The organism is Dactylosporangium sp. NBC_01737, assembly GCF_035963215.1.
Taxonomy (GTDB): Bacteria; Actinomycetota; Actinomycetes; order Mycobacteriales; family Micromonosporaceae; genus Dactylosporangium.
Genome location: NZ_CP109153.1, coordinates 12,884,390 through 12,909,653 on the forward strand (window position 1 = coordinate 12,884,390; position 25,264 = coordinate 12,909,653).

Consider the following 25,264-nt stretch of genomic DNA (forward strand, 5'->3'; position numbering starts at 1 on the left):
CGGATAGGCCGATACGTTCCGCCGCAGCGCTGCGCTGTACTGGCCGCGCCGGCCCGGCCAGAGTCGCCACTGCGTCCTGGCCTACAAGCAGGCGGAGGACTGCGAAAGCAGCGATCCGGCCGTTGACGTGGCGGCCGTCTGGTCCGGTAACGCATCATCATGCAAATTCGATTTCTCCATCAACTGGGCCGACGGGACGCCGGCAACCAGCACGAGCATCGTCGGCGGGCAGGCCGGGCAGACGATCATCGGCAGCCACACCTACGCCAAGCCGGGCACCTACGCGATCGTCGCGAAGGCCAAGGTCAGCTCCGGCAGTTGCTCCGTCGTCGACGGGCACTACCGGTTCACCTACAAGCAGGCTTGACAGGCGCATAGAGTCGTCGGATGGGTTGGAACACATCGGCACTGTTCGTTCGGGACGTCTCCGCCGCCGACGCCGTCGCCGTGCTGGCCCCCGCGACACAGGACCCCGGTGACGCCCCCGTCGGCGCGGACGAAGCGACCAGCGGCCTCGCCGACGGGGTGCTGTTCGCGGCGGAGGCCGGCGGCTGGGCGCAGGTCTGGGACCCGTCGATGGAGCTCGCCCCCGCCTGCGATCCGCCCGGCACCGCGCTGACCGTCGTGTTCTCCAGCGTCACCAGCAGCTACGCGTTCACCCTCTTCGCAGACGGCGAGGTGGTGCGGGAGCTGGTGTTCGTCGACGGCGAACCGGTCGTCGACACCGGGACCCCGCTGCCCGTCGAGGAATCCGTCGAGGTGCCGTCCTGGGGTCCCGACGAGGACTTCCTGTGGTCCGTCATCGAAGCCGTGACCGGCGCCGGCTACCAGGAAACCCAGCAGTTCCACCGGTGGCACCGGCGCTGAACAGCCGGTCGTCGCAGCGCCGTCGGTTCCAAATGTCGTGATCCCGGCCTCCGAGTGGGTCACTGCCCCACGTTGGTCCGGACCGCTCCAGGGTTCTCGGTCCGATCCCAGTCGCGAAGGCCATCAAGTCCGACCACGACGTGCGCCGCGCAGCACCATGCCCTTTGCCGACACAACGGGCATCGGCATCCCGACAGCGTCACCGCCAGTTGGTGCGACTCTGTTGTCAGGGGCGCGACAGTGAGCTTCGTCCCTGAGGAGTAGCCGCCACGTCCAGCTTGATCAGCGGGCGATGTTGCATCTACGAACGCAAGACCTGCCTCGGCGGGCAACCTGCATCCCTGACGGCGCCGCGATCGAGTGGTGCAGGAAGACCATGCCCGTCTGCAGTCACCGATTGGCGCGGATGAAGTGCGTCCACAACCTGCGAATGTGTGAGGAACGAGCGAGAGCATGTCGAACCGTATGCGGTCCGTTTTGATCGGTGTTGTGAGTTTCGTTTGGGCGGCAGGAAACCTGGCTCCGATCTTTGTCAAGGGTTACGTCCCGCCGAGCGAGGTCCACGCGGCATTCATGGGGTTCGTCGGAGGGCTGGCGGTGGGTTTTCGGCGTGACGAGAAGACGGACGGACGGTGACGGTCGTCCGGTGCGGAACGGTTCTGACGCGGGTTCTGTGCCACACGGAGAAGCGCCGTGGTCAAAGTCTGTGCTGGCCGATGCTAGGGAGAGCCTTCGAGGTCGCCTTCGGTTTCGAGGTACACCTGGCGCAGGGCGTCCAGGGTGGACTGCTCGGGGTGCTCCTAGAGGTTGCGGTCGGCGGCTTCCAGGAGGCGTTCGGTGATGCCGTGCAGGGCCCACGGGTTGGACTCGTCGAGGAACTTGCGGTTCTCGGGGTCAAAGACGTAGGCCTCGGCGAGCTTCTCGTACATCCAGTCCGCGACCACGCCGGCGGTGGCGTCGAAGCCGAACAGGTAGTCGACGGTGGCGGCGAGCTCGAAGGCGCCCTTGTAGCCGTGGCGGCGCATCGCGGCGAGCCAGCGGGGGTTGACCACGCGGGCGCGGAAGACGCGGGCGGTCTCCTCGCTCAGCGTGCGGGTGCGTACCGCCGTCGGCGCCCGGGAGACCCAGCAGTCCAGAGGTGGTACCGGCGCTGACCGACCCACCCGGCGGAGCACGCAAGCAGCCCCTGCGCCGACCAGACCCTGAATCGACCAGAGCTGGGCGCGCAGGACACCGCGACCGGTCTGCGCCGACAGCAGGATGCACGCGCCGCGCACCCGGACCGACGCGGCCCGCGCCGCTGGCGCCCGTGCCAGTCGCAACGCCGGCCTGCCGACCTCAGCTCTCGGAACACACACCGACACCGTCGGCGAAGTGCCGCAGCCGGCGCGCGCCGTTTGTCGCCGAGGGCGCCGTTCAAGCGGCGCGCAAGTTGAAACTCCGTCGGCGCCCGGCACGGGAGCGGTATGCCAGTCGTCGCCGGGCATTGCCACACCGACCCCAGCAACCGTCTCCGCACCAGGATGGCCGTCCACCGGACGAGCCGAGCTCACACGATCGGCCGCCGGGTAGGCCACACGAACAACCACCAGACGAACAGCATTGACGCGAACGGCCGCCAGACGAGCAATGTCCGGACCAGCCGCGTCCAGGCCAGCCGCGTCCGGGCGAGCAGGTGCCGCCGGCGTTGCGGGACGACCGGGCGCCGGCAGGGTCGCCGAACCAGCCACCGCCGGACGGGCAGGGATCACCGACCGAGCCGAACCAGTTGTCCCCGGACAAGCACGCACCGATGACAGCGCAGGACGAGCAGGCACCGACGGCACTGGAAAGTCAGCCGTTGCCGAGGTAACGGACGCCGGACAAGCAGGCACCGGCGGGAGTGCCGAGCGTGCAGGCCAAGGGGCAACAGGCACCGATGAGGTTGTCGGCGCGGCGACCCCTGGGCGGCCGGACGTGACATCCCATCCGGAACAACGGGCCTCGTCGCTCGCCGACGACCGCGACGGCCGTGGTGGCAGTGACGATGGCCCTGGCGGCAACGGCGGCCGTCGCGACGGCTGCCGCGGCGACGACGGCAGGGGCGACGGCTGCCGCGGCGACGACGGCAGGGGCGACGACGACGGTCCAGGTCCCACCTCGGCCAGCAACCGAGCGGTCCGCAGCCGGGCAAGCTTCGTCGCATGGCGAGCCGCCAGCCCATGTGCCCGCGCCTCGGCGAACTCCGCGCGGACCCGCAGCTTCTCGCCGTGCCGGCGCTGCCACTCGGCTTGCCGCGCGGCGAAACGAGCCTCCCAGTCGATCGACACGACATCCGCGGTCGACCCGGAATCCGGTGCGTCCAAAGAAAAGTACGGTCGTGGCACGCCCCGCCTCCCCCGGTAGGCGCTACCCCTCCATTTTCGAGGCTGCGCACCCGCCCGTCCAGCGCCATGACCAGAAGTGAACGGCACCACACGCCGAGTGATCCACGCGCGTCAGCGGCCGGGACCTGCCGCCACCGGGTGCGGGGCGGGCGCGAGCACATGTTGGGCGGCGACGACCACGGCGCACAGGGCGGTGGCGAGCGGGATGCTCAGCAGCCGCCAGTCCCCCAGCGGCAGCACGTCGGTCGCGAGGGCCACCCACTCCACGGCGATCGCGCCGGCACCGCCGAGCACGGCCACCGTCGTGGCGCGCCGGCGGCGGCCGGCACCGTTCGGGCCGGCGGCCTTGTCGAAGAGGGCGGCGAGCATCGTGGCGCCGAGGAGGGCCGGCACCACGACGAAGGCGGCCGCGAACACGCCGAGGAAGATGTACAGCGCGACGAAGACCCCGGTCACGGCGACGCTGACGGTGAGGCCGAGCAGCAGGGCGAGCCACAGGTGCAGCTGCCGGGACCCGGCAGGGGGCGGCTCGGGCAGGGCGTCGCGGCGCAGCCACGTCACCGCCAGCAGCGCGACGCCCGCCAGCAGCGACAGCGCCGCCACGGCCAGCAGGACCGCGCCGACGAGGGTGGTGCCGGACGAGAGGTACTCGAACGCCTGGCCGTCGTCGCGGACGCAGGTCGTGTGGGGCGGGAACTGCTGCTCGTGGGCCGTGAAGGTGCGGTCGACGTCGAAGCGGTACCTGCACGACCGCGCCGGGTCGAACCGGCTCGGGCCGGCGATCGCGAGCGCGAGGCTGCTGCCGAGCCCGAGCAGCACGCCCCCGCCCACGAGGGTCCAACCGCCTGCCAGAGTTTTCATGCGGACCATGGTGACAACCCTGCGCGAGAGCCCAGGCATCTGTTGTCGCCGATTTTCGCTGGTACAGCTGGATCTCCGCCCCACCGGCCGTCCGATGTATGACAGGACGAGGGGTGCCCCGGCCGTCCGCGTTCCGGGGCACCCGTCCGTGGTGGTTCAGCCCTGGTACTGGGCGATGATCCTGGTGAAGTCCCACGCGTTCTGGGAGACGCCGCTGCAGGTGTCGTCGCCGGTGCCGCCGCCGTTGCACGGGCGGTCACGGTTGGCCGACCAGAACGTGAACCGGGCGAGGTGGTGCTGCTGGGCGTAGGCCAGCATGGTGCGGAAGTCGGCCACGGTGACCGTCTCGCCGACGTCGGTGATGCCGTTCATCGAGGAGATGCCGGCGTGCCGGTAGGCCTGGTCGTCGGTGTACCCGTAGCCGTTCTTGATCGTGTTCTTCAGCCCTTCGGCGGCCTGGATGGTCAGCGCGCCCATGTTCTGGCCGGCGGCGCCGAAGTCGAAGGGCATGATGGTCCAAGCGTCGACGGTCAGCCCGGAGGCGGCCGCCCGGTTGATCATGGTGGCGTCGGGGCCGTTGCGGTCGCTCGGGAAGGTGACGTACACGGCGACGCCCGGGTTGTTGGCCTTGATCGTCTTCAGCGCGTCGATGGTGCGCTGCTGCAGCGTCGCGTTGTTGTAGACGCTGCCTTCGATGTCGATGTCGATCGCCTTGAGGCCGTAGGCGTTGATGACCTTCTGGTACGCGGCGGCGAGCGTCGAGGCGCTGCTGCAGGTCTGCTCCAGCCACGGCCCGGAGGCGCCGCCGAAGGAGACGGCGACGTTGCCGCCGGCCCCGCGGATGTTGTTGATGACGGTCTGGTCCTGCCCGCCGAGCAGTGGCCGGTAGCCGTCCCAGAGCGGGTCACAGGCGCCGTTGGACAGGATGAACGCCATGGTGAACCACTTGACGCCGGTCGCGGTCATGATCGTGCGCGGGTCGGGGAGGTTGCCCCAGCCGAGGTACGCGTACGGCGCGGCGCCCATGGCGGGGTTGGACGTCGGCGGGTTCGACGTCGGCGGGTTGGAGGTCGGGGGCGTGGTGCCGCCGCCGATCGTCCACTTCTGGTTGGCGGTGCCGCCGCACGCCCAGATCTGCAGCTGGGTGCCGTCGGCGGAGCTCTGGCCGGTCGCGTCGAGGCACTTGCCGGCGTTCGGGTTGGTGAGGTCCTTCGCCGCGCTGTACGTCCACCGCTGGGCGACGGTGCCGTTGCAGTCCCACAGCTGGACCTTGGTGCCGTTGGCGGTGCCGGCCGCGGCCACGTCCAGGCACTTGCCCAGGACGCGCAGCGTGCCGTCGTCGCCGAACGTGATGCGCTGGGCGGCGGTGCCGTTACAGGTGTAGAGCTGGATCTTCGTGCCGTTGGCGGTGCTTGCGGCGGCGACGTCGATGCACTTGCCGCCGATGCCGGTGATCGGGCCGGTGGTCGCGGCGGAGGCGGTGTTCATCGCGACGACGGTCACCGTGCCGAGCACCGCGACGGCGGCCGCCGCGGCAAGAAGGGAGCGACGGAGGCGGGGGCTGCTCATGGGGCGAGCCTTTCGGGAGGGAGAGGGCGATCTGTTAGCTGCCCTTCCAGATAGAGGGCAGGCTATGACCACCCTTTTTTCGAGTCAATGAAGAAGCCCGAAAAAAGAGGCACGCTTAAGGAACCGTTAGGGTCCGCCGCCGCGGCCGCCCGATGTCAGCGACAGCGAGTCACGGTCGCGACGCCCGGCGGAGCAGCTCCGCCATCGGCAGGGTCGCGGCGCCGAAGGCGACCGCGTCCGGGCCGAGCTCGCACAGCTCGATCGACACCTGTCCGAACGGGTGCTCCAGCGCCTGCTCGCCGGCCGCGGCCCGGATCTGCGGCAGGAGCTTCGCGCCGAGCGCGAGGCCCGCCCAGCCGCCGAGCACGACCCGCTCCGGGTTGAACAGGTTGACCAGGTTGCCGATGCCGGCGCCGAGCATCCCGGCGGTCTCGGCCAGGATGCCGTCGGCCTCAGGCGTGCCGGCCGCGATGAGCGCCGCGACGTCCGCGAGCTCGTCGGCGCTGCGCACCAGGGTCGGGTCGACCTGCAGGTACCGGTCGAGAATCCCCTCGGCACCGACATACGCCTCAAGGCAGCCGCGGGCGCCGCACCGGCACTGCCGGCCGCCGTAGACGACCGTGGTGTGGCCCCACTCGCCGGCGCTGCTGCTCGCGCCCCGGTACAGCGTGCCGTTGGTGATCACGGCGGCGCCGACCCCGGAGCCGACCAGGACGATCACGGCGTTGGCCGCGCCACGGCCGGCGCCGAACCACATCTCGGCCTGGCCGAGGGACTTCGCGCCGTTCTCCACGAACAGCGGCGCGGTCATGCCACCCTCGCGCAGCAGCCCGTCGAGGGAGATCCCGCGCCAGCCGATGGTCGGGGCGTGCACCCGCACGGGGTCGGACTGCTCGACGGTGCCGGGCACCCCGATGCCGATGCCGATCACGTCGGCCGCGTCGGTACCGCCGAGCACCTCGCGGATGCCGGCGAGGAGCTGCCCCGCGACCGCCTCTGGGTCGGGCCGTGACGACGGCAGCGGCTCGTCGACGGTGGCGAGCCGGGTCATCGACAGGTCGAACAGCTCGACCTTGACGCCGGTCTCGCCGACGTCGGCGCCGACGAGGCGGCCGAAGTCCGGGTTGACCCGCAGCAGCACCCGCGGCCGGCCGCCGTCGGAGTCGATCTGCCCGGCCTCGATGATGAGGCCCTCCTGCAGCAGCTCGGCGGTGACGCTGCTGGCGGTCGCCGCGCTCAGGCCGGTGATGCGGCTGAGGTCGTGCCTGCTCAGCGGCCCGCGGAAGAACAGCTCCGACAGCAGTGTCGACCGGTTGCGCCGGCGCATGTCACGGGTTGTGGCCCGCTCGACCTCGATGCGCACCACCGCCGCGAACCCCTCCCCCGACCCTGCCTGTGTCGGTGAATCGTGTCATGTGAGCGTTCCCGCGTCGACACCGTGGGTGCTTATCGCCGCCTGGCGCGTCTCGCCACGGCCGCGACCAGCATCAACGCGACCACGGAGAACGCGCCGAGCAGCAGCGGAGCCCTCGCCGCCGGCCGGGCCGGCTCCTTCGGCGGTGCCGCCGCGGCCTGGGTCTGCGCCCGTGCCGCCGACGGTGCGGCGCTGCTGGGCGGCGTCACCTTCAGGCCGCTGGCGTACTTCAGGATCACGGCCGGGCCGTTCTGGTCGGACACGGTCAGCAGCCCGGTCGCGTCGGCGGTGTAGGCGATCGCCTCACCCTGCGGCTCGTCCGGCAGCGGCGTGACCGTCGGCTTCCCGGACGTGATCGCCTTGGCGACGTCGCCGCCGGTGACCTCGAACTCGTACGCGTCGGCGTAGGTGCGCACCACGGCCCGCGTCCCGTCGGCCGACACGGCCGCGCCGGTGACCCAGGCGACGCCGAGGAAGCCCCACGGGTTGGACGTGCCGGTGCGCCGCGGCTCGAACGCGCCGACCTTGGTCAGTGCGGCGCCCTCGGTGTTGTCCGTCGGCAGCGGCGTGTCGAGGCGGAACACCTCGCCGTTGGGGTCCTTGGTGACGATCACCGGCCGCCCCTGCCCGTCGATGAGCAGCGCCTCGGCGTCGCGCGGCACCCCGTCGGGATACACCAGGCGATGGATCTTCAGGCTCTTCGAGCCGGCCGCCATGGTCCACAGCGCGACCGTGCTGCGCCGGGTGCCGGAGCCGCCGGTCATCGGGCCGTTGTCGCCGATGTCGGCCACCCACACGGTGCCCTTGCGGTCCACGGCGAGGTCCTCGGGGTCGCGGGCGGTGCGTGGATACTGCACGCTGCCGGTCACCTTGCACGCCTTGTCCAGCGTGAACACCCGGGTCTTGGCGGGGTCGGGATTGCTGTCGTTCTCCACCAGGTAGCCGGTGGCGGTGACGGCAAGGCCCGACACCTCGGTCACGGCGGGGTCGGTGATCCGGCAGACCTCGGTCGGCGCCGCGGACACCTGCGTCGGCGCGAGCGCGTGGGCCGCGACCGGAGCCGGCAGGAGCGCGCAGAGGACCAGCACCGCCGCCGCCCCCGCCGCCCACCGCATGTCACCAAGTCTTCCAGACCTGTGACGGTCGTTTCCGGACATCCGGCTTGGGTGACTATGCGTCAACCGTTCGGTTACGGATTGCGCCCGACACGTTGGGGGAAATGCGCGGAGGTTACGGCCCGAATATGACACATTTCGGGCATGAAGACATGGGGGAACATGCATGGCGGCCGGATGAGGTCCATCCGGCCGGCGATCCTGGCCGCCGCGGCGCTCGGCGTCGCACTCAGCGCGCTCGGTGGCGCCGGCCCCGCGTCCGCCGCCGCGGCCGGATCCGCGGCGGCAAGCCGGCCCGCCGCCGAGCCGGTCGAGGTCGCCGCGCCGGTGATCGTCGCCCGGTACACCTTCGACGCCGCGGCCAACGGTGCCGACGGCGCGACCGTCACCGACGACTCCGGGCACGGGCACACGCTCACCTCGTCGGCCGGGCACGGCGGCAGGGTCCGGCTCGCCGATCGCCCCGGGATGTCCACAGGCGGCCGGGCGGCGGACTTCCCGGCCCGCTGCGCGGGCAGGAAGTGCCCGCACGCGGTGCTGCAGGCGCCCGACGCCCCCGAGCTCAACCCGGGCACCGGCCCCGTGCGGTACGGCGCGACGGTGCGCCTGACCAAGAAGGACACCGGCTCCGGCCAGAACATCGTGCAGAAGGGGTACTCCGCGTCGGGCAGCCAGTACAAGCTGCAGATCGACGGCGCGGCGGGCCACCCGAGCTGCGTGTTCGCCGACGCCGCGGTCCACGCGATCCACGTGGCGATGTCGGACGTCTCGGTCTCCGACGGTGCCTGGCACCGCCTCGAGTGCCGCCGGGCCGGCACCACGCTGACCATGCTCGTCGACGACGCCGTGCGCGGCACGGCCGCCCTGCCGGCGGAGCTGTCGGTCGTCAACACCGTGCCGCTCAGCATCGGCGGCAAGGGCAACGGCAAGGACAACGACCAGTTCCACGGGACCCTCGACGACGTCTGGATCGCCCGCGGCTGAGTCCACGCAAACACCGACGCAGGGGTGCCCGAGGGCACCCCTGCGTCGCCGCGTCTCAGCCGCGCCGGGCGCGGGGCACGAAGATCGCGATGACCATGGCCGCCGCGAGCATCGCGGTCAGCACCGCGAAGGCGTACGTGTACCCCGACTCCAGGGGCAGGCCCGCCGGGGTCTCGTGGGCGGTGATGACCGCGCTGGCCACCGCCGCGCCGAGGGAGCCGCCGATGGTGCGGATGTTGGCGTTCATGCCGCTGGCCACGGCGGTCTGGCCCGCCGGGACGGTGTGCACGATGAGGTTCACCATCGCGGTGAACGTGAGGCCGAGCCCGATGCCGAACACCCCGGTCGCGACGGCGACCTGCCAGTACGCGGCGTGGAACAGGGTGAGCCCGCCGCAGGACAGCGCCGCGGTCATCGTGCCGAGCAGCAGCTGGACCTTCGTCGGCACGTACACGGTCAGCGGCCCGCTCACGAATCCGGCCACGGCCATCGTGACCAGCATCGGCAGCATCGCCAGCCCGGCACCGGTGACCGTGGTGCCGAACCCGTACCCCGTCGAGCGCGGCGTCTGCAGGAACTGCGGCAGGAACGCGTAGGTGGCGAACATTCCCGCGCCGAACAGCAGTGCGACCAGGTTCGTCGTCCAGACCGCCGGCAGACGCATCATCTGCATGTCGATGAGCGGCTCGGCGGAGCGAAGCTCCACCAGTACCCACGCGACGATGAGCACGACAGCGGCCAGGAGCGGCACGACGACCCGCGCCGAGGTCCACCCCCAGGCGGGTGCCTTGCTCAGTGGCAGGATCAGGGCGACCAGCCACCCGGACAGCAGCGCCCCGGCCAGCCAGTTGATCCGACGGCGCTCCTGAGGGGCCCGCGTGGGCGACTCGACCACGAACCGCAGCGTCAGTGCGAAGGTGGCCGCCACGACCAGGGTCGGAATCCAGAACAGCGCCCGCCAGTCCAGCGCGTCGACGATCGGCCCGGCGAGGACCACGCCGAGGCCACCGCCGACCGCGATCACCGCGGACAGCCCGCCGATCGCGGATGGCACCCTGGCCGGTGGCAGCTCGTCGCGGAGGATGCCGAACGCGATCGGGAACACGGCGCCGCCGAGCCCCTGCACCACCCGCCCGACGATGAGGACCCCGACGTTCGGCGCGACGGCGGCGATCACGCACCCGGCCGCGATGGCGGCGAGCGCGACGAGCAGCGTGCGGCGTTTGCCGTGCATGTCGCCGATACGCCCCATGATCGGCGTGGCGACGGCGGCGGAGAGCAGCCAGGCGGTCAGGACCCAGGTGACCGTGCTCTGGCTGGTGGAGAGGTCCCGCTGAATCGTCGGCAGCACCGGGCTGACCAGCGACTGGAGCATGGAGAACGACGCCGCCGCGGCGGCGAGCGCGACGAAGGTGAACCGGCCGGCCTTCCTCGGCGTGGTCGCGACGGGTGGCGGGCTGAGGGTGAGTGCGCGTGTCATCGGTTTCCCCCGGACGCGGTACATTAGTGGAGGTACGCCTCCACATTATCGGAGGGGTGCCTCCGGTTCAAACCGTTCACGTGTGTTGGAGAACACCATGTCCGCCGAGTCCCCCGTCGCCGTCCGCCGCCCGCAACGCGCCGACGCCAGGCGCAACTTCGACGCGCTGCTGTCTGCGGCCCGCGACGCGTTCGCCGAGCACGGCACCGACGCGTCGCTGGAGGACATCGCGCGGCGCGCGGGTGTGGGGATCGGGACGCTGTACCGCAACTTCCCCACCCGGCGGGACCTGTTCGAGACGGTCTACATCGGCGAGATCGAGCAGCTGTGCCAGACCGCCGACGACGTCGCCGACCTGCCGCCGTGGGACGCGCTGGTGTCGTGGCTGCACCGCTTCGTGGCGTACATCGCGACCAAGCGCGCCATCTACGAGGCCCTCAACCGGGACTCGGACATGTTCCGGCACTGCCGCGACGAGATCTACCGCGTCGGCGAGCCGCTGCTGGTCCGCGCCCAGGCCGCCGGCGCCGTGCGCACCGACGTGACGTTCGACGACACGCTGCGCATGATCAGCGGGCTGACCGCCGGCGGGTTCGTCGACGCCGCCCAGCGCGACCGGGTCCTGAGCGTCGCCCTGGACGGCCTGCGCAAGCAGTAGCCGACGGGTCCTACCCTGGCCGCATCGACGGGGCACCGGGGGGACGCCGTGCAGATCACCGAGGTCAGTTTCCTGGGCGTGCGCTCGGCCGTGGTGACGCTCCGGCACCGGACCGAGCCGCTGCGATTCGTCCTGTTCCCGATGCTGCACATCGGGCGGGCCGACTTCTACACGGCGGTCGCCGACCGGCTCCGGCGCTGCCACCTCATCGTCGCGGAGGGCTACGACGGGCCGAGCTCGACCGGCCGGGCCTACAGCGTCGCGCTCCGCCTCACCCGGCAACGCGGCCTCGGGCCGCTGGTGCACCAGGACATCGACTACGCCGCGCTCGGGGTGCCCGTCGTCTGGCCCGAGGGCGTCTTCCGCGACACCCGCCGCCGCGACCGCATGCCGCTGCTGGTCTGGCTCGACCTGGTGTACCTGGTGCCGTACCTGACCGTGACGATGGCCGTGGGCGGCACCCGCTGGCTGCTGCGCCGCCAGTTCGAGATCAGCGACGACACCGAGGTCCGCATGTCGCGGGAGTTCCTCACCAGGTGGATGGTCGAGGAGCGCGACCGTGAGCTGGTCGAGGCGCTCACCGAGATCCACCGCACCCGGGCGGCCGAGCCGATCGACGTCGCGGTGGTGTACGGCGCAGGCCACATGCCGGCCGTGGTGCACGCCCTGGCCGGCACGCTCGGCTACCGGCCGCGCCGCGGCGGCGAGTGGCTCACCGTCATCGACTTCTGAGCCCCGCGCCGCGCGAGGCCGCTTGGGGGCAGCCGCTTGTGTCTCAGCCCGGGACGACGGCCGTGACGAGCCAGAGGGCCGACGGGATCCGGTAGCCGGTGCCGGATTCGCGGAAGCGGGCGAGCAGCTTCGCGGCGCCCGCGCGGGCGGCGGCCTGGGCGTCCGGCGGGGCCTGCCGGTACGGCGCGCCCGCAGGGCCCAGCTCGATCAGCCACTCGGCGACGTCCTCGGGCTCGTCCGGGGCCTCCATGACCACGTCGTGCGGCTCCGCGGCCACGTCGACGAACCCGGCGGCGGTCAGGACCCGGTCGATGCGCCGCGGTTCGGCGAGCGCGAACGGCCCCGGCTCGTCGCCGACCGGCAGCGGCGGCAGCGCGCCGAGGTGCGGTGCGGCGCCGAGCATGGCCGCGGGCAGCCAGGCGTTGCCCGGCCCGGCGCGGAAGACGGTCGCGGCGAGCCGGCCGCCGGGGCGCAGTGAGCGGCGGACCGTCGCGCAGCCGGCGACCGGGTCGGCGAGGAGCATGAGGACCATCCGCGAGTACGCGGCGTCGAACGGGCCGCCGGGCACGACGTCGAGGCGTTCGATGTCGGCGTCGAGGAACCGCAGGCCGGCGTGCCGCCCGGAAGGGAACCGCGACCGGGCCGCCTCGATCATCGCGGCCGAAAGATCGACCCCGACCGCTCCGCCGCCTGTCGGGACTCCGGCGCCGGCCGCTTCCCCACCGCCGCCGTCGCCGCCCGCCGGGACTTCGACGCCGGCCGCCGTTGCGGCGGCGGCCAGTGCGGCGGTGGTGCCACCGCAGCCGCAGCCCACGTCGAGGACCCGCTCCCCCGGCCGCACCGAGAGCCACCGCAGCGCGACCTCACCGAGCGGCCGGCCGCGCACGTCGTGCCGGTCGGCGTGCCGGATCCAGCCGGGCGCCGCCGCGGCCCAGAACGCGGCCACCGTCGCGGCGGCGTCCATCAGAAGGGCATCTCTTCGCCGACGACGGTGAACGAGCTGAAGCCCGCCGCCTTGCCGGGGTCGAAGCCTTCCTCCTGCGCCGCGAGACCGGCCGCCTTCATCAGCCGCTCCGACTGGAACCGGCGGAACGCGGCCTCGTCGACCCAGATGTTCAGCACGCGCCAGCCGTCCTCGTACGGCCCCGAAACGTGCGCCACCAGGCCCGGCGGCCGATCGGGGCCGAGGTGGCGTTCGACCATGCGGTACTCGGGCTCCGACACGCCCGGCATCTGCTGCACCACTCCGTACACCGCGCACTCCTTTTAATAGAGTTAACCTCTATCCAATAGAACACTACGCTGACCGGATGGCTGTCAAGAGGCGGTACGACGCGTCGGGGCGGCAGCGACAGGCGCTGCGGACCCGCGCGGCGATCCTCGACGCGGCCGGCCGGCTGTTCGTCCGCGACGGTTACGCCGCAACGCCATTGACCGCCGTCGCCGCCGAGGCGGGCGTGGCCGTGCAGACCGTCTACGCGGCGTTCGGCTCCAAACGACAGCTGCTGTCCGACCTCGTCGACCGGACCATCGCCGGCGACGACGAGCCGGTCGCGCTGCCGGACCGGCAGTTCGTCGCCGACATCCAGGCGCTGCCCGACCCGCGCGCGAAACTGACCCGCTACGCCCGGCACCTGGCCGAGACCCACGCCCGGCAGGCGGAGGTGATGCTCGCCCTCGCCGGCGCCGCGACCGCCGACGGCGACGCGGCCGCCATCCTCGCCAAGAACGATCACGAACGCCGGCAGGGCATGGCCCAGTTCGCCGCCGAACTGGTCGCGACCGGCGGCACCGACCCCGCCCTCACCGTCGAGCAGGTCACCGACGTGCTGTGGCTCGCGATGGACTGGCACAACTACGACTGGCTCGTGCGGCGCCGCGGCTGGTCCACTGTGGACTTCGAGCGCTGGTACGTGCGCACCACCGCCGCCGCGATCCTGGTCTAATACGGCGTGACCGGCATCGAACACCGCATCGCGCGGATCCGGCGGCTGTTCACCCGCCTGCAGGACCTGGGCTGGCACGAGGCGGGCCCCATCGCACCCTCGCCTATGCGCCCCACGGCTGGTTCGCCCCGGCGGTGGACATGATGCAGGAGTTCGTCCCCTACCACTGGTGGCACCAGCTGCGCGACGAGCCGTGGTTCCCCGCCGTCGAGGAGTTCACCGACGGCCCGGACTTCCTGGATCTCACCGGGGACCGCCTGGCGCAGATCGTCCTACGGGCCGACGTCCACCGGACCCTGGACCCCGACACCATCCGCGCCGTGGGCAAGCGTCTGCAGCACAGCGACTCCTACGAGTTCCGCGACCTCATGCACACCGCGAAGCTCGCCCGTCAACAATGAGCCGTGATCGCGGGGCCCGCCGCCGGACGGCATCCGCCGTCTGTCCAATGTAGATGTCCGATGGACGACAACCACGCAAGGGCCGCAGGCGCAAGGATTCCGCGTGTGATGACACGAGCAGTGCTCCCGATCGCCTTCGCGGCGATCGCTCTGGCCGGATGTTCCTCCGAAGACCCGGCCGACACCGCAGCACCGGCGGGTGCGACGTCCGGCGCCGCGCCGGCCGCCGGCACGTCGAGCGCCGCGGCGCCGTCGAGTGCGGCACCGGGCAAGTCCAGCGCGGCGGCGACCGGCGGGGGTTGCCCCGTCGACGCGACCATGCTGCAGAAGGCGTTCCAGGCCAACGCCGAGGTCGCCGGGGCCATCATCCTCGGCAAGGGTTTCAAGGACATCAGCTGCTACCAGGGATACGCGACGGCCCTGACCCAGCCGGAGGCGATGGACACCGCCGTGGTCGTGTTCAAGTACGACACCGCGAAGAAGACGTGGGCCGCCGTCATGGGCGGCACCGACAATGTCTGCCAGGCCAACGTCCCCGCGGAGATCCGTTCGCACCTGAAGCACTGCACCTGAGTCTCCCGGCGGCGCAGGTCCGGGGACTGCGCCGCCCCGATCAGCCACCGGACTGCTCGCGGGCCCGGTACACGCCCGGGGTCTGGCCGGTCGCGCGGCGGAACGTGTCGACGAACGCGCTCGGGGTCGCGAAGCCGCACCGCAGCGCGGCGGTCGTGACGGACGTGCCGCCGGCGAGCAGGATCATCGCCTGGTAGACGCGGACGTTGGTGCGCCACTGCGGATACGTCATGCCGAACTCGGCGCGGAACAGGCGGGCGAGGGTCCGCTCGCTCGCGCCCGCCTCGCGGGCCAGGGACCGCAGGGTGCGCGGTTCGTCGAGCCGGGCGGCGGCGGACGCGCACGCGGCGGCGAGCCGCCCGTCCTGCGGCGCGGGCAGCGACACCGGCTCTTGCGGCGCCCGGTGCAGCCGGTCGCGGATCACCGCGCGCAGCCGCGACTCCTCGGCGGCGGGCAGGTCCGCGTCGGTACAGGCGACGAGCAGCTCCCGCAGCAGCGGGCCCACCGCGACGACGGTCGGCGCGCCGACCGGCAGCGGCGGGTCCGCGGCCGGGAAACCCACGGTGTGGAACGCGCTCGCGCCATGGAAGCGGTGCTCGTGCCAGCACCCGGCGGGGATCCACACGGCCCGGTCAGCGGCGGCGACCCACCCGCCGGCCTCGGTCTGCACGGCGATCACGCCCCGGCTGACGTAGACCAGCTGATGCTGGTCGTGGCGGTGCCGGTCGATGAACGCGCCGGAGCCGTGCTCGGTCGACTTCGTCGGCGCCACCGGCATGTGGCGGATTTTCGACATCGATCGGCAGAATACCGGAAGTCCGCACCGTCGGTCACTGCGATCTTGGATACGTGAGCACCGCCGAACTGACGACCGCGCCGGACGCGACCCGCGAACCGTCCCCGTGGCGGCGGATGCGCGTGTGGGCGGCCGCGCACGCCGTCGACGACTTCTACCAGGGCCTGGTGCCCGCCGCCGTGCCGTACTTCGTCCTCGACCGCCACTACGGCTACGTCGCGGCCGCGGGTCTGGCGATGGCCGCCGCGCTCGGCAGCTCACTGCCGCAGCTGGTGTTCGGCGTCATCGCCGACCGCCGCCGGCTGCCGTGGATGTCGCCGGTCGGGGTGGCGCTCGCCGGCACCGGCGCCGGGCTGGCCGGGGTCGCGCCGTCGTACCTCCTGGTGTGGGCGCTGCTGCTGCTGTCCGGGCTCGGCGTCGCGATGTTCCACCCCGCCGCGGGGCGCGACGCGCGGCTCGCCGCTGGGTCCAGCACCACCGCGATGAGCTACTTCGCGGCCGGCGGCAGCGTCGGGTTCTTCGTCGCGCCGGCCCTCGCAACCCCCGCGCTGGACGCGTGGGGTGTCGGCGCCACCGCCCTGTTCATCCCGCCGGCCGTGCTCATGGGCTTCGTCCTGCTGCGCCACCAGCGCCGCGTCACGGGCCGGGCCGCCGCGAGGACCGCCGCGCCCGGCCGGGACCGGCCCGGCATGTTCGCCGTGCTGACCGGGGTCGAGATCGTCCGGTCCGCCGTCTCGTTCGGCGTCAACACGTTCGTGGCGCTGTACTGGATCGACACGCTCGGCGCGTCCAGCACACTCGGCGGTGCCGCCCTCGCCCTGCAGCTCGGCGGCGGGGTCCTGGGCACGCTCGCCGGCGGGCGGATCGCGGACCGGATCGGCCTGGTGCGCACCGTGCGGCTCGGCAATCTCCTGCTCGGCCCGGCGATCGCCGCGATGCTGCTGTGCCCGGACAGGTACGCCGCGCTGCCGCTGGTCCTGCTCGTCGGCCTGGTCACGAACATCCCGTTCGCGGTGCTGGTGAAGCTCGGCCAGGACTACCTGCCCAGCCGCCCCGGCACCGCCGCCGGGGTCACCCTCGGCCTGGCCGTCAGCGCCGGCGGGCTCGGCATGCCGCTGCTCGGCCTCATCGCCGAGCAGCACGGCCCCCGCGGTGCGTTCGTCGCCCTCGCGATCGTCCCCGTGGTTGCCGTGGCCCTGTCCGCCGCGCTGCGCGAACCGGGCCAGGCGGCGTCCGCCGCGGCCAGCACCGGACCGCGGACGCCGTCGTCGACGCCGTCGTCGGCCCAGTTGTAGCGGGAGGTCGCGACCGCGGTGTCCGGCGCGGTCTGTCCCCAGACGCGTTCGACGACGTTGGTGGTGACCGGCTGCCATGTCGGCAGCGAGCCGTAGCCGGCCACCGTGATGACGTCCCCGGTCGCCAGATCCATCCGGGCGCGCCGCGGCAGAGCCGAATGGGCCGGTTCCAGGACCGCGGGCGTCCCGGGCGAGCACATCACGCCCCCCACGGTGATGAGGTCCGCGGCCCCGGCCCGGCACGATGCAGTGCACCGTCTTCCTGCCCCACCGCCGCCGTCCGCGGGCCGGCACTGAGCGCGCAGGTGGCGCACCCGGTCTAGGGTCGAGGGCATGGACGGCGCCGAGGCCGAGCGGCTGTTCGAGCGGTTCCGGCTCGAGGTGTGGAGCGACCGCCACTGGGACAGCGAGTTCACGCCGTCGCCGCACCAGCCGGACCAGAAGCTGCGCGAGTTCCTCGACGGCGCGGGGCCGGCGGCGGTGCCGCTGCTGCTGGACGCGCTCAGCGGTGACAGGGATCTGCGGTACTGGGCCTGCGTCGGCCTGGAACGGCTGGGTCCGGCGGCGGGCGACGCGGCGGCCGAGGCGCTCGTCGAGCTCGTCACGGCGCGCCGCGACCCGTGGCAGACGGCGGCGGTCTCACTCGACGCGGTCGCGCCCGACCGGGCCCGGGCGCTGGGCGTGCACCGGTGGCCGGAGACGATGGAGCGCGTCACCGACCGGCACCTGCGGCTCCCCGCCGGCGCCACCGCCCACGTCGAGCGTTTCGTCGCCGAGAAAGGCGGCAAGGAAGGCGGCGAGGAAGGCGGTGAGGACGGCGGCGAGACCGACGAGGACGTCGTCAGGTTCCTCGCCCAGCACCGACTGCGGGACTGGATCGTCCGCGACCGCCCGCCCGGCCTCGCGGACCTGTTGCGCGGCCTCCTGCACGGCGACCGGGGTGCCGGGGTGCGCCGTGCGGCGGCCGAGATCCTCGTGATGTCGGGGGTCGACACCATCGCCGCCGAGCACATCGAGGCGCTGTGCCACGGTGGGCCGCTGTCGCCCGGGATCGTCGAGCGGGTCGCCGCGCACCCGGCGAGCGAGCGGCTCGTCCCGTGGCTCATCTCGCGGCCGGGCGCCGCCGAGGCGCTCTCGGAGCTGACCCTGCGGCGGCGGTGCGCCGGTCTCGGCACGGATCCGGTGCCGCTGCGCGAGCTCCTGCGGCGCTGCGTGGCGCAGGCCCCAGACCGCTGGCCCGGCCCGCGGTTCGGTGCGGCGGTGCCGGACGCGGTGGCCGGCCTGCGCGACGAGACGATGCTCGTCCACCTGCTGCCGATGCTGCACGAGGACCGGCTGGGTCCGTCGGAGTTCAACGCCCTGGTGGCGGCGTTCGCGTCGTTCGGCGCTCCCGGCCGGGAGCTGCTGGATCAGCACCGGCGGCAGCATCCCGGCGTGGAACGGGTGCGGTGGGCGCTGGACGCGGTCGACGCGGCCCGCCCGGCCCGGCTGGACGACGCGGACGACGCCTTCCTACGCGGCAGGATCGAGTCCACCTTGGGCGGTGCGTTCACCGCCTACGGTGCCGTGCTGCTGGCCCGGCCGTCGGCGCACGCGGCGTTCCAGCTGGCCTGGATCGACCGGGCGTACGGCGCGCCCGTCACCGCCGACCGCGTCGCGTGGATCCGCGGGCTCGGCTTCGCCGACGACGGGCTCCTCGCCGAGCTGTCCCGCCCCGTCGAACGCCCCCTCGAAGGCCTGCGGTTCCAGTGGGACTGCGGCGGGTCGCGCCGGCACGACCCCGGGCGGGCCGCCCGGGCCGCGGCGGCCGGCCTGCCGTCCCTGGCCGCCCAGTGGTGCCGGGACGACGCCCTCGACCGCGCCGCCGCCGACCACGTCGCCCGGGTCCGCCGCGCGGCCGGAACCTCAGCGGGGCCGGGTGGTTGAGTACAGGTGGCTGTCGGGGAACTCCTCGGCGGTGAGGACCCGGCCGACGACGATGACCGCGGTGCGCAGGATGCCGGCCTCCCGCACCTGGCCGGCGATGTCGGCGAGGGTGCCGCGCAGGATCACCTCGTCGGCGCGGCTGGCCCTGGCGACGACCGCGACCGGGCAGTCCTCCCCGTACCAGGGGAGGAGCTCCTCGACCAGGACCTCGATGCGCTGCACGGCCAGGTGCAGCACGATCGTGGCGCGGCTGGCGGCCAATGTGGACAGTTCCTCGCCCGGCGGCATCGGGGTGGCCCTGGCCGCGGTGCGGGTGAGGATGAGGGTCTGCGCGACGCCGGGCACGGTCAGCTCCCGGCCGAGCGAGGCGGCCGCGGCGGCGAACGCGGGCACGCCCGGCACGATCTCGTACGGCACCGAAGCGGCGTCGAGCCGGCGCAGCTGCTCGGCCATCGCGCTGAACACCGACGGGTCGCCGGAGTGCAGCCGGGACACGTCGAGCCCGGCCGCGTGCGCGGCGGTCAGCTCGGCGAGGATCTGGTCCAGGTCGAGGTTCGCGGTGTCGACGAGCCGCGCCCCCGGCGGGCACACCTCGAGCAGCTCGACCGGCACGAGGCTGCCCGCGTACAGGCAGACCGGCGTGCGGGCGAGCACGTCACGGCCCCGCACCGTGATGAGGTCCGCGGCGCCGGGCCCGGCACCGATGAAGTACACCGTCATTTCCACACCACCCATTGGGTCACCGGCATCATCGGCCGCCAGGCGAGGAACCCGCCGACGGGCGCGGCACGCTGGACCGCGATCCGGGTCAGTTCACCGCCGTGCGTCGCGTGGAGGTCGGCGACGAGCCGCTCCGACTCGACGGTGACTGCGTTGACGACCAGCCGGCCGCCGGGGCGCAGCGCCGACCAGCAGCGCTCGAACACCCCGGCCGCGGTGAAGCCGCCGCCGATGAAGACTGCATCGGGTGGTGCCAGGCCGTCGAGAGCCTCGGGTGCCGCACCGACCACAGTGGACAGGTGCGGGACGCCGAGCGCGCCGGCGTTCGCGGTGACCCGTCCGGCGCGCACCGGGTCGCGTTCTACTGCGACGGCGCGGCACGACCGGTGCGCGCGCAGCCACTCGATCGCGATGCTGCCGGAGCCGGCGCCGACGTCCCACAGCAGCTCGCCGGGGCGCGGGCCGAGGGCCGCGAGGGTGACGGCGCGGATCTCGCGCTTGGTGAGCTGGCCGTCGGAGGTGTACGACCCGTCGGCGAGCCCGGGCACCACCGGGATCCCGCCGCCGCCGCGGCAGTCGACCGCGACGACGTTCAGCGGGCCGGCCCGGTCGGCGTCGTGGTGGACGCGCTCGTCCGGGCCGCCGAGCGACTCCAGGACGGTGACGTCGCTGCCGCCGAACCCGGTCTCCCGCAGGATCTGCACCACCTGCGCCGGGGTGCCGGCGCCGGCGCTGAGGATCAGGACCCGCCGCCCGTCGTGCAGGACCCGGCGCAGCGCATCCACGGACCGGCCGACGGCGCTGACGACCTCGACGTCGTCGAGGGCCCAGCCGAGCCGCGCGCAGGCGAGGGACACCGCCGACGGGTGCGGCACGACGTGCACGTGCGCGGCGCCGAGCAGCCGCACGAGCGTGGTGCCGATGCCGTGGAACATGGGGTCCCCGCTGGCCAGGACCACGACCCGTCCGGCGTGGTGCTCGGCGAGGAGCCGCGGCAGTGCCGGCACGAGCGGCGACGGCCACGCGACCCGATGGACACCGGCCCCGGTGACGATGTCGGCGCCGGTGACGTCGGTGACGAGGTCGAGCTGCCGGGCGCTGCCGAACAGCACCGTGGCGGCGGCGAGCGCGGCACGCCCGTCCGGGGCCAGGGAACCGAGGCCGTCGGCGCCGATGCCGACCACGGTCACGGCGGGCGCGAGCGCGGCGACGGCGACGGTGGCGACCGCCGAGGAACGCTTGTCCAGCAGCAGGAGCGCGGGACCGGTCGCGCGGGCGGTGAGCAGCGCCGCCGCCTCCGCGACGCTCGGGGTGCCGGCGTGGGCGGCGACGGTCGCCGACGGGGTCGGCACCTGCACGCCGGCGAGCGCCTCCGCCGGGTGGGTGACGACCTCCCAGCCGCGCCGGGATGCCAGCTCGCGAGCCAGGTCCGCCCGTCCGTCCACCGTGGACAGCGCGACGACGGCTCCGTCCAGCGGCGGCAGCAGCGCCGCCACGTCGTCGGCGGTGGCGGCGGAACGGGCGCCGAACCCGAGCACTAGACGCATGCGGCGACCAGCCGATGGGCCAGGCCGGGCGTGCCGGCCCAGTGCAGGTGCAGGTATGACGCGTGCACCGACCCGGCCGTGAACCCTTCCCGCACGGTGCCGCCCTCGCCCCGCCACGCCCACGCCGGGGTGGCGCCGGCCGGGGGGGTGACCGCGGTGCGGTGGAACTCGTGGCCGCTGACCCGGGTGCCGGCCGGGGCGAGGATGCTGTCACCGACGGCGACGGCGTCGCGGTAGCCGAGGGTCAGCTTCGGCGTCATGCCCGCGTCGACCGGCAGCACGCCGCACATCGGCCTGCCGTCCAGGGACTTCGCCAGCCACAGCAGCCCCGCGCACTCGGCCGCGACGGGCCCGCCTCGGGCGGCGAGGGCGGCGACCGCCTCGCGCAGCGGCGTGTTGTCGGACAGCTGCTGCGCGTACACCTCGGGGAAGCCGCCACCGACGACGAGCCCGCGGGTGCCGGGCGGCAGCGACTCGTCCCGCACCGGGTCCACTGTGGACACCTCGGCGCCGGCGGCGGTGAGCAGCTCGACGGTCTCGGCATAGCCGAACGAGAACGCGGGACCACCGGCGACCGCGACGACCGGGCGGCCGGGAACGGGCTCGGCCACCGACGGCGACCACGGCGCGAACGGCACGGGGGGCGGCGCGGGCAACGGCGAGGACCGCGTCGAGGTCGACGCCGGCGGTGACGACGGCGGCGAGGGCACGCACCGACGCCATGGCCTCGGCGTGCCGCTCGACGACGGGGACGAGGCCGAGGTGCCGCGACGGTGCGGCGACCGCGTCGTGGCGGCGCAGCACCCCGAGGACGGGGGTGCCGACCTCGCCGCACGCGTCGCGGAGGATCTGCTCGTGCCGGTCGGAGCCGACCCGGTTGAGCACGACGCCGGCGATGCGCACGCCGGAGCCGAACGAGCGGAAGCCGTGCACGACCGCGGCGATCGAGCGGGCCTGAGCGGTGGCGTCGACGACGAGGACGACCGGCGCCTGCAGGAGCTTCGCGACGTGCGCGGTCGAGCCGAACTCCCCCGCGCCGGTGCGCCCATCGAACAGGCCCATGACGCCCTCGACGACGGCGATGTCGGTGCCGGCCGCGCCGTGCGCGAACAGCGGCCCGATCCGGTCCTCGCCGACCAGCACGGGATCCAGGTTGCGGCCGGGCCGCCCGGCGGCGAGGGCGTGGTAGCCGGGGTCGATGTAGTCGGGCCCGACCTTGAACGGCGCCACCGTCAAACCGCGCGCCGCGAACGCCGCGAGCAGGCCGGTCGCCACGGTCGTCTTGCCGTGCCCGGACGCCGGTGCCGCGATGACGATCCTGGCTACCACTCGATGCCCTGCTGGCCCTTGCGCCCCGCGTCCATCGGGTGTTTCACCTTCGTCATGTCGGTGACCAGGTCGGCGAGGTCGATCAGGTCGGGGTGCGCGTCCCGGCCGGTGATGACGACGTGCTGGTTGCCGGGCCGGTCCCGCAGCGTGGCGACGACGTCGGCGACGTCGACCCAGCCCCACTTCATCGGGTACGTGAACTCGTCGAGCACGTAGAACCGGTGCGCCTCGGCGGCCAGGTCGCGCTTGATCTGCTCCCAGCCCTCGGCGGCCTCGGCGGCGTGGTCGCGGTCGGCGCCGGGCCGCTGGATCCAGGACCAGCCCTCGCCCATCTTCTGCCAGACGACCGGACCGCCCTTGCCGGTCTCGCCGAGCGCCTTGAGCGCGGTCTCCTCGCCGACCTTCCACTTCGGGCTCTTCACGAACTGGTACACGGCGATCGGCCAGCCGGCGCTCCACGCGCGCAGCGCCATCCCGAACGCGGCGGTCGACTTGCCCTTGCCCTGGCCCGTGTGGACGGCCAGGACGTGCTGCCTGCGGCGCTGGCGGGTGGTGAGCCCGTCGTCGGGCACGCTCTCGACCTTGCCCTGCGGCATGTTCAGCTCCCCACGGTGGACAGGGCCGACAGCGGGACGCAGTCGGCGGACAGGGCGCGGGCGAGGCGCCGGGCGAGGCCGAGCCGGACGGGTCCGGACTCGCAGTCCACGACCACGGCGGGGACGCCGGCGAGCGCGGGCGCGACGGTCAGCGGGTCGGCGCCGCTGGTCGCCCGGCCGTCGGTGACGATGACGAGCAGGGGCCGGCGGCGGGCGTCGCGGCGCCGCTCGCCGTGCAGCGCGCGGGCGGCCTGGCGAAGCCCGGCCGCGAGGGGCGTGCGGCCGCCGGTGCGCAGCTCGGCCAGGCGCAGCACGCCGACCTCGTGGCTGGCGGTCGGCTCGAGGACGGTCGCGGCCTCCGCACCGCGGAAGGTGATCATGCCGACCTTGTCGCGGCGCTGATACGCGTCGCGCAGCAGCGACAGCACGGCGGTCTTCACGACCGTCATGCGCTGCCGGGCGGCCATCGAGCCGGACGCGTCGACGACGAACAGCACCAGGTTGGCCTCCCGGCCCACCTTGACCGCCTCGCGGAGGTCCTGGGCGTGCACGCTGCGGGAGCCGCGCAACGCCGCGGCGCGCACGCTGTCGGGCAGGTGCAGGCTGACGAGCTTGCCGCCGGTGGGCTGCCGTGACCGCACGACCCGCCCGTGCCGCCCGTGCGCGGGTGAGCGCCGGCCGGCGTGGGCGCCCTGCTGCCGGTTGGCCCGGCCGCCGATCTTCAGCAGCCGCGTTTTGTACGGCGCCTGCGCGAACGCCAGCTCCCCCGCCGGCTGCGTGACCGGCCCGCCGGAGGATTCACCCGGCGTGGGTTCGACCTGCGAGGGCGGCGCCTGCGCGGCGTGATCGCCGGTGGGCGGCGGACCTGTCGGCGGCGGACCGGGGTTGTCCGGTGCGCCGCCAGGACCGCCGCCGCCGTCGCCGGAATCGGCCGGTTCTCCGGCGGTGGACGGGCCGCCGGTATCAGGGTCGTCGTCGGGATCGTCGGGGTTGGCGGGGTCGTCGTCGGCGTCGTCGTCCGGGTCGTCGGAGTCGTCGCCGAGCTCCTGGTCCAGGATCTCCTCCAGGCGCTCCTGATCCGCGCCCGGCGGGTCGAGCGGGTCGCGCCGGCGCCGGTGCGGCAGGGCGAGCCGGGCCGCGTCGCGCAGGTCGTCCTTCGTCACCACGGTCCGGCCGTGCCAGGCGGCCAGCGCGACCGCGGTGCGGGCCACGACGATGTCGGCGCGCAGCCCGTCCACCCTGTAGGCCAGGCAGATCCGCGCGATCCGGTCCAGCTGACGGTCCGGCAGCGTCACCCCGGGCAGCGCGCGCCGGGCGGTGGCGATCCGGGCGGCGAGCGCGGCGTCCTCCTCGATGAAGCGGGCCGCGAACGTCTCGGGGTCCAGCTCGTACGCCAGGCGCCGCCGCACCACCTCGGCCCGGGGTGCGGGCGTGGTCGGCGACGTGACCCCGACGACCAGGCCGAACCGGTCGACGAGCTGCGGGCGCGGCTCGCCCTCCTCCGGGTTCATGGTGCCGACGAGGAGGAACCTGGCGGCGTGCTTGACGGAGACCCCGTCGCGCTCGACGTGGGCGCGGCCCATCGCGGCGGCGTCCAGGAGCAGGTCGACGAGGTGATCGGGCAGGAGGTTGACCTCGTCGACGTAGAGCACGCCGCGGTGGGCGGCGGCGAGCAGGCCGGGCTCGTAGGCCTTGACCCCGTCGCCGAGGGCCCGCTGCAGGTCAAGGGTGCCGACGACCCGGTCCTCGGTCGCGCCGACGGGCAGCTCCACCAGAGCGGAGCGGCGGCGCGAGGCGGGCGTGTCCAGGGAGTGCGGGCCGTCGGGGCAGGACGGGTCGGGCGCGGCCGGGTCGCAGGCGAAGCGGCAGCCGGCGACGACGTCGACCTCCGGCAGCAGCGTGGCGAGGCCCCGCACGACGGTCGACTTGGCGGTGCCCTTCTCACCCCGGACGAGGACCCCGCCGATCGCCGGGGACACGGCCGTGAGCAGCAGGGCGAGGCGCAGGTCGGGCAGGCCGACCACGGCCGAGAACGGATACGGCGACGTCAACGGGCACATCCTTATCGAGCGGGTCCGCGCCCGCCGGT

The 25,264-nt window shown here is 73.6% G+C and carries 22 protein-coding genes and 2 pseudogenes; 10 read left to right on the plus strand and 14 right to left on the minus strand.

Annotation, left to right across the window (positions count from 1 at the left end):
• The first annotated feature begins 127 nt into the window (after positions 1-127).
• Together OHA72_RS59450 and OHA72_RS59455 are read left to right on the plus strand one after the other, a co-directional pair.
• Positions 128-367, plus strand: coding sequence for a hypothetical protein (locus tag OHA72_RS59450; protein ID WP_327004902.1), 240 nt, complete (start codon positions 128-130; stop codon positions 365-367).
• A 20-nt stretch (positions 368-387) separates the two neighbouring features.
• On the plus strand, positions 388-867 hold the full coding sequence (locus OHA72_RS59455; protein ID WP_327004903.1) for a hypothetical protein: 480 nt from the start codon (positions 388-390) through the stop codon (positions 865-867).
• 719 nt (positions 868-1,586) lie between these two features.
• Here OHA72_RS59455 and OHA72_RS59460 read toward each other — a convergent pair.
• From OHA72_RS59460 to OHA72_RS59480, 5 genes and pseudogenes are all read right to left on the minus strand, one after another.
• A pseudogene (locus OHA72_RS59460) lies at positions 1,587-1,979 on the minus strand (cobaltochelatase subunit CobN); the annotation flags it as partial.
• A 1,365-nt stretch (positions 1,980-3,344) separates the two neighbouring features.
• Positions 3,345-4,094, minus strand: a complete 750-nt coding sequence (locus tag OHA72_RS59465) for a hypothetical protein (protein WP_327004904.1) — start codon at positions 4,092-4,094, stop codon at positions 3,345-3,347.
• Between the two features lie 156 nt (positions 4,095-4,250).
• A complete protein-coding gene (locus OHA72_RS59470; protein ID WP_327004905.1) occupies positions 4,251-5,663 on the minus strand; it encodes a ricin-type beta-trefoil lectin domain protein in 1,413 nt (470 codons plus the stop codon).
• A 169-nt stretch (positions 5,664-5,832) separates the two neighbouring features.
• The gene (locus OHA72_RS59475; RefSeq protein WP_327004906.1) at positions 5,833-7,029 is read right to left on the minus strand and encodes an ROK family protein; all 1,197 of its coding nucleotides are present in this window, start codon (positions 7,027-7,029) and stop codon (positions 5,833-5,835) included.
• 80 nt (positions 7,030-7,109) lie between these two features.
• Positions 7,110-8,192, minus strand: a complete 1,083-nt coding sequence (locus OHA72_RS59480) for a hypothetical protein (protein WP_327004907.1) — start codon at positions 8,190-8,192, stop codon at positions 7,110-7,112.
• A 177-nt stretch (positions 8,193-8,369) separates the two neighbouring features.
• Here OHA72_RS59480 and OHA72_RS59485 point away from each other — a divergent pair, with 177 nt between their 5' ends.
• On the plus strand, positions 8,370-9,176 hold the full coding sequence (locus OHA72_RS59485; protein ID WP_327004908.1) for a LamG-like jellyroll fold domain-containing protein: 807 nt from the start codon (positions 8,370-8,372) through the stop codon (positions 9,174-9,176).
• 55 nt (positions 9,177-9,231) lie between these two features.
• Here the strand turns inward: OHA72_RS59485 and OHA72_RS59490 are convergent, their stop codons facing one another.
• Positions 9,232-10,656: an MFS transporter gene (locus tag OHA72_RS59490; RefSeq protein ID WP_327004909.1), complete on the minus strand. Its 1,425-nt coding sequence runs from the start codon at positions 10,654-10,656 to the stop codon at positions 9,232-9,234.
• 97 nt (positions 10,657-10,753) lie between these two features.
• On the opposite strand from OHA72_RS59490, the gene OHA72_RS59495 reads away from it, so the two are divergent.
• Together OHA72_RS59495 and OHA72_RS59500 are read left to right on the plus strand one after the other, a co-directional pair.
• Positions 10,754-11,314: a TetR/AcrR family transcriptional regulator gene (locus tag OHA72_RS59495; protein ID WP_327004910.1), complete on the plus strand. Its 561-nt coding sequence runs from the start codon at positions 10,754-10,756 to the stop codon at positions 11,312-11,314.
• Between the two features lie 48 nt (positions 11,315-11,362).
• On the plus strand, positions 11,363-12,046 hold the full coding sequence (locus OHA72_RS59500) for a TraB/GumN family protein (protein WP_327004911.1): 684 nt from the start codon (positions 11,363-11,365) through the stop codon (positions 12,044-12,046).
• A gap of 43 nt (positions 12,047-12,089) precedes the next feature.
• Here OHA72_RS59500 and OHA72_RS59505 read toward each other — a convergent pair whose 3' ends face one another.
• Both OHA72_RS59505 and OHA72_RS59510 read right to left on the minus strand, forming a co-directional pair.
• Positions 12,090-13,010 carry a class I SAM-dependent methyltransferase gene (locus OHA72_RS59505; RefSeq protein WP_327004912.1) on the minus strand — a complete coding sequence of 307 codons (921 nt, stop codon included), beginning with the start codon at positions 13,008-13,010 and terminating at the stop codon, positions 12,090-12,092.
• On the minus strand, positions 13,010-13,300 hold the full coding sequence (locus OHA72_RS59510) for a hypothetical protein (protein WP_327004913.1): 291 nt from the start codon (positions 13,298-13,300) through the stop codon (positions 13,010-13,012). The genes OHA72_RS59505 and OHA72_RS59510 overlap by 1 nt, the downstream gene beginning before the upstream one ends.
• A gap of 56 nt (positions 13,301-13,356) precedes the next feature.
• On the opposite strand from OHA72_RS59510, the gene OHA72_RS59515 reads away from it, so the two are divergent.
• From OHA72_RS59515 to OHA72_RS59525, 3 genes are all read left to right on the plus strand, one after another.
• Positions 13,357-13,992, plus strand: coding sequence for a TetR/AcrR family transcriptional regulator (locus OHA72_RS59515; RefSeq protein ID WP_327004914.1), 636 nt, complete (start codon positions 13,357-13,359; stop codon positions 13,990-13,992).
• Positions 13,993-14,135: 143 nt separating this feature from the next.
• On the plus strand, positions 14,136-14,393 hold the full coding sequence (locus OHA72_RS59520; RefSeq protein WP_327004915.1) for a hypothetical protein: 258 nt from the start codon (positions 14,136-14,138) through the stop codon (positions 14,391-14,393).
• Positions 14,394-14,501: 108 nt separating this feature from the next.
• On the plus strand, positions 14,502-14,966 hold the full coding sequence (locus OHA72_RS59525) for a hypothetical protein (protein WP_327004916.1): 465 nt from the start codon (positions 14,502-14,504) through the stop codon (positions 14,964-14,966).
• Positions 14,967-15,006: 40 nt separating this feature from the next.
• Here the strand turns inward: OHA72_RS59525 and OHA72_RS59530 are convergent, their stop codons facing one another.
• Complete coding sequence (locus OHA72_RS59530) at positions 15,007-15,762, minus strand: AraC family transcriptional regulator (protein WP_327004917.1); 756 nt, start codon at positions 15,760-15,762, stop codon at positions 15,007-15,009.
• A gap of 53 nt (positions 15,763-15,815) precedes the next feature.
• On the opposite strand from OHA72_RS59530, the gene OHA72_RS59535 reads away from it, so the two are divergent.
• On the plus strand, positions 15,816-17,057 hold the full coding sequence (locus tag OHA72_RS59535) for an MFS transporter (protein WP_327004918.1): 1,242 nt from the start codon (positions 15,816-15,818) through the stop codon (positions 17,055-17,057).
• A 333-nt stretch (positions 17,058-17,390) separates the two neighbouring features.
• A complete protein-coding gene (locus tag OHA72_RS59540) occupies positions 17,391-18,983 on the plus strand; it encodes a hypothetical protein (RefSeq protein ID WP_327004919.1) in 1,593 nt (530 codons plus the stop codon).
• On the opposite strand, the gene cobM is transcribed toward OHA72_RS59540, so the two are convergent.
• The 5 genes and pseudogenes from cobM to OHA72_RS59565 all read right to left on the minus strand — a co-directional run bounded on the left by cobM (position 18,963) and on the right by OHA72_RS59565 (position 25,226).
• Positions 18,963-19,703, minus strand: a complete 741-nt coding sequence (cobM, locus tag OHA72_RS59545; protein WP_327004920.1) for a precorrin-4 C(11)-methyltransferase — start codon at positions 19,701-19,703, stop codon at positions 18,963-18,965. The genes OHA72_RS59540 and cobM overlap by 21 nt on opposite strands.
• Positions 19,700-21,250 carry a precorrin-6y C5,15-methyltransferase (decarboxylating) subunit CbiE gene (gene cbiE / locus OHA72_RS59550; protein ID WP_327004921.1) on the minus strand — a complete coding sequence of 517 codons (1,551 nt, stop codon included), beginning with the start codon at positions 21,248-21,250 and terminating at the stop codon, positions 19,700-19,702. The genes cobM and cbiE overlap by 4 nt, the downstream gene beginning before the upstream one ends.
• Positions 21,241-22,579 (minus strand): annotated as a pseudogene (locus tag OHA72_RS59555) (cobyrinate a,c-diamide synthase). The gene cbiE and the pseudogene OHA72_RS59555 overlap by 10 nt, the downstream one beginning before the upstream one ends.
• Complete coding sequence (gene cobO, locus OHA72_RS59560) at positions 22,573-23,175, minus strand: cob(I)yrinic acid a,c-diamide adenosyltransferase (protein WP_327004922.1); 603 nt, start codon at positions 23,173-23,175, stop codon at positions 22,573-22,575. Before cobO ends, OHA72_RS59555 begins: the two are co-directional and overlap by 7 nt.
• Before the next feature lie 2 nt (positions 23,176-23,177).
• Positions 23,178-25,226 carry a VWA domain-containing protein gene (locus OHA72_RS59565; protein WP_327004923.1) on the minus strand — a complete coding sequence of 683 codons (2,049 nt, stop codon included), beginning with the start codon at positions 25,224-25,226 and terminating at the stop codon, positions 23,178-23,180.
• Positions 25,227-25,264 lie beyond the last annotated feature (38 nt).

What these genes read in the sequence shown, in the direction of transcription:
- OHA72_RS59455 (WP_327004903.1), top strand. Translation starts at nt 388, where the DNA reads ATGGGTTGGAACACATCGGCACTGTTCGTTCGGGACGTCTCCGCCGCC.
- OHA72_RS59465 (WP_327004904.1), bottom strand. Translation starts at nt 4,094, where the DNA reads ATGAAAACTCTGGCAGGCGGTTGGACCCTCGTGGGCGGGGGCGTGCTG.
- OHA72_RS59470 (WP_327004905.1), bottom strand. Translation starts at nt 5,663, where the DNA reads ATGAGCAGCCCCCGCCTCCGTCGCTCCCTTCTTGCCGCGGCGGCCGCC.
- OHA72_RS59480 (WP_327004907.1), bottom strand. Translation starts at nt 8,192, where the DNA reads ATGCGGTGGGCGGCGGGGGCGGCGGCGGTGCTGGTCCTCTGCGCGCTC.
- OHA72_RS59485 (WP_327004908.1), top strand. Translation starts at nt 8,370, where the DNA reads ATGAGGTCCATCCGGCCGGCGATCCTGGCCGCCGCGGCGCTCGGCGTC.
- OHA72_RS59490 (WP_327004909.1), bottom strand. Translation starts at nt 10,656, where the DNA reads ATGACACGCGCACTCACCCTCAGCCCGCCACCCGTCGCGACCACGCCG.
- OHA72_RS59495 (WP_327004910.1), top strand. Translation starts at nt 10,754, where the DNA reads ATGTCCGCCGAGTCCCCCGTCGCCGTCCGCCGCCCGCAACGCGCCGAC.
- OHA72_RS59505 (WP_327004912.1), bottom strand. Translation starts at nt 13,010, where the DNA reads ATGGACGCCGCCGCGACGGTGGCCGCGTTCTGGGCCGCGGCGGCGCCC.
- OHA72_RS59515 (WP_327004914.1), top strand. Translation starts at nt 13,357, where the DNA reads ATGGCTGTCAAGAGGCGGTACGACGCGTCGGGGCGGCAGCGACAGGCG.
- OHA72_RS59520 (WP_327004915.1), top strand. Translation starts at nt 14,136, where the DNA reads ATGCAGGAGTTCGTCCCCTACCACTGGTGGCACCAGCTGCGCGACGAG.
- OHA72_RS59525 (WP_327004916.1), top strand. Translation starts at nt 14,502, where the DNA reads ATGACACGAGCAGTGCTCCCGATCGCCTTCGCGGCGATCGCTCTGGCC.
- OHA72_RS59530 (WP_327004917.1), bottom strand. Translation starts at nt 15,762, where the DNA reads ATGTCGAAAATCCGCCACATGCCGGTGGCGCCGACGAAGTCGACCGAG.
- OHA72_RS59540 (WP_327004919.1), top strand. Translation starts at nt 17,391, where the DNA reads ATGGACGGCGCCGAGGCCGAGCGGCTGTTCGAGCGGTTCCGGCTCGAG.
- cobM (WP_327004920.1), bottom strand. Translation starts at nt 19,703, where the DNA reads ATGACGGTGTACTTCATCGGTGCCGGGCCCGGCGCCGCGGACCTCATC.
- cbiE (WP_327004921.1), bottom strand. Translation starts at nt 21,250, where the DNA reads ATGCGTCTAGTGCTCGGGTTCGGCGCCCGTTCCGCCGCCACCGCCGAC.
- cobO (WP_327004922.1), bottom strand. Translation starts at nt 23,175, where the DNA reads ATGCCGCAGGGCAAGGTCGAGAGCGTGCCCGACGACGGGCTCACCACC.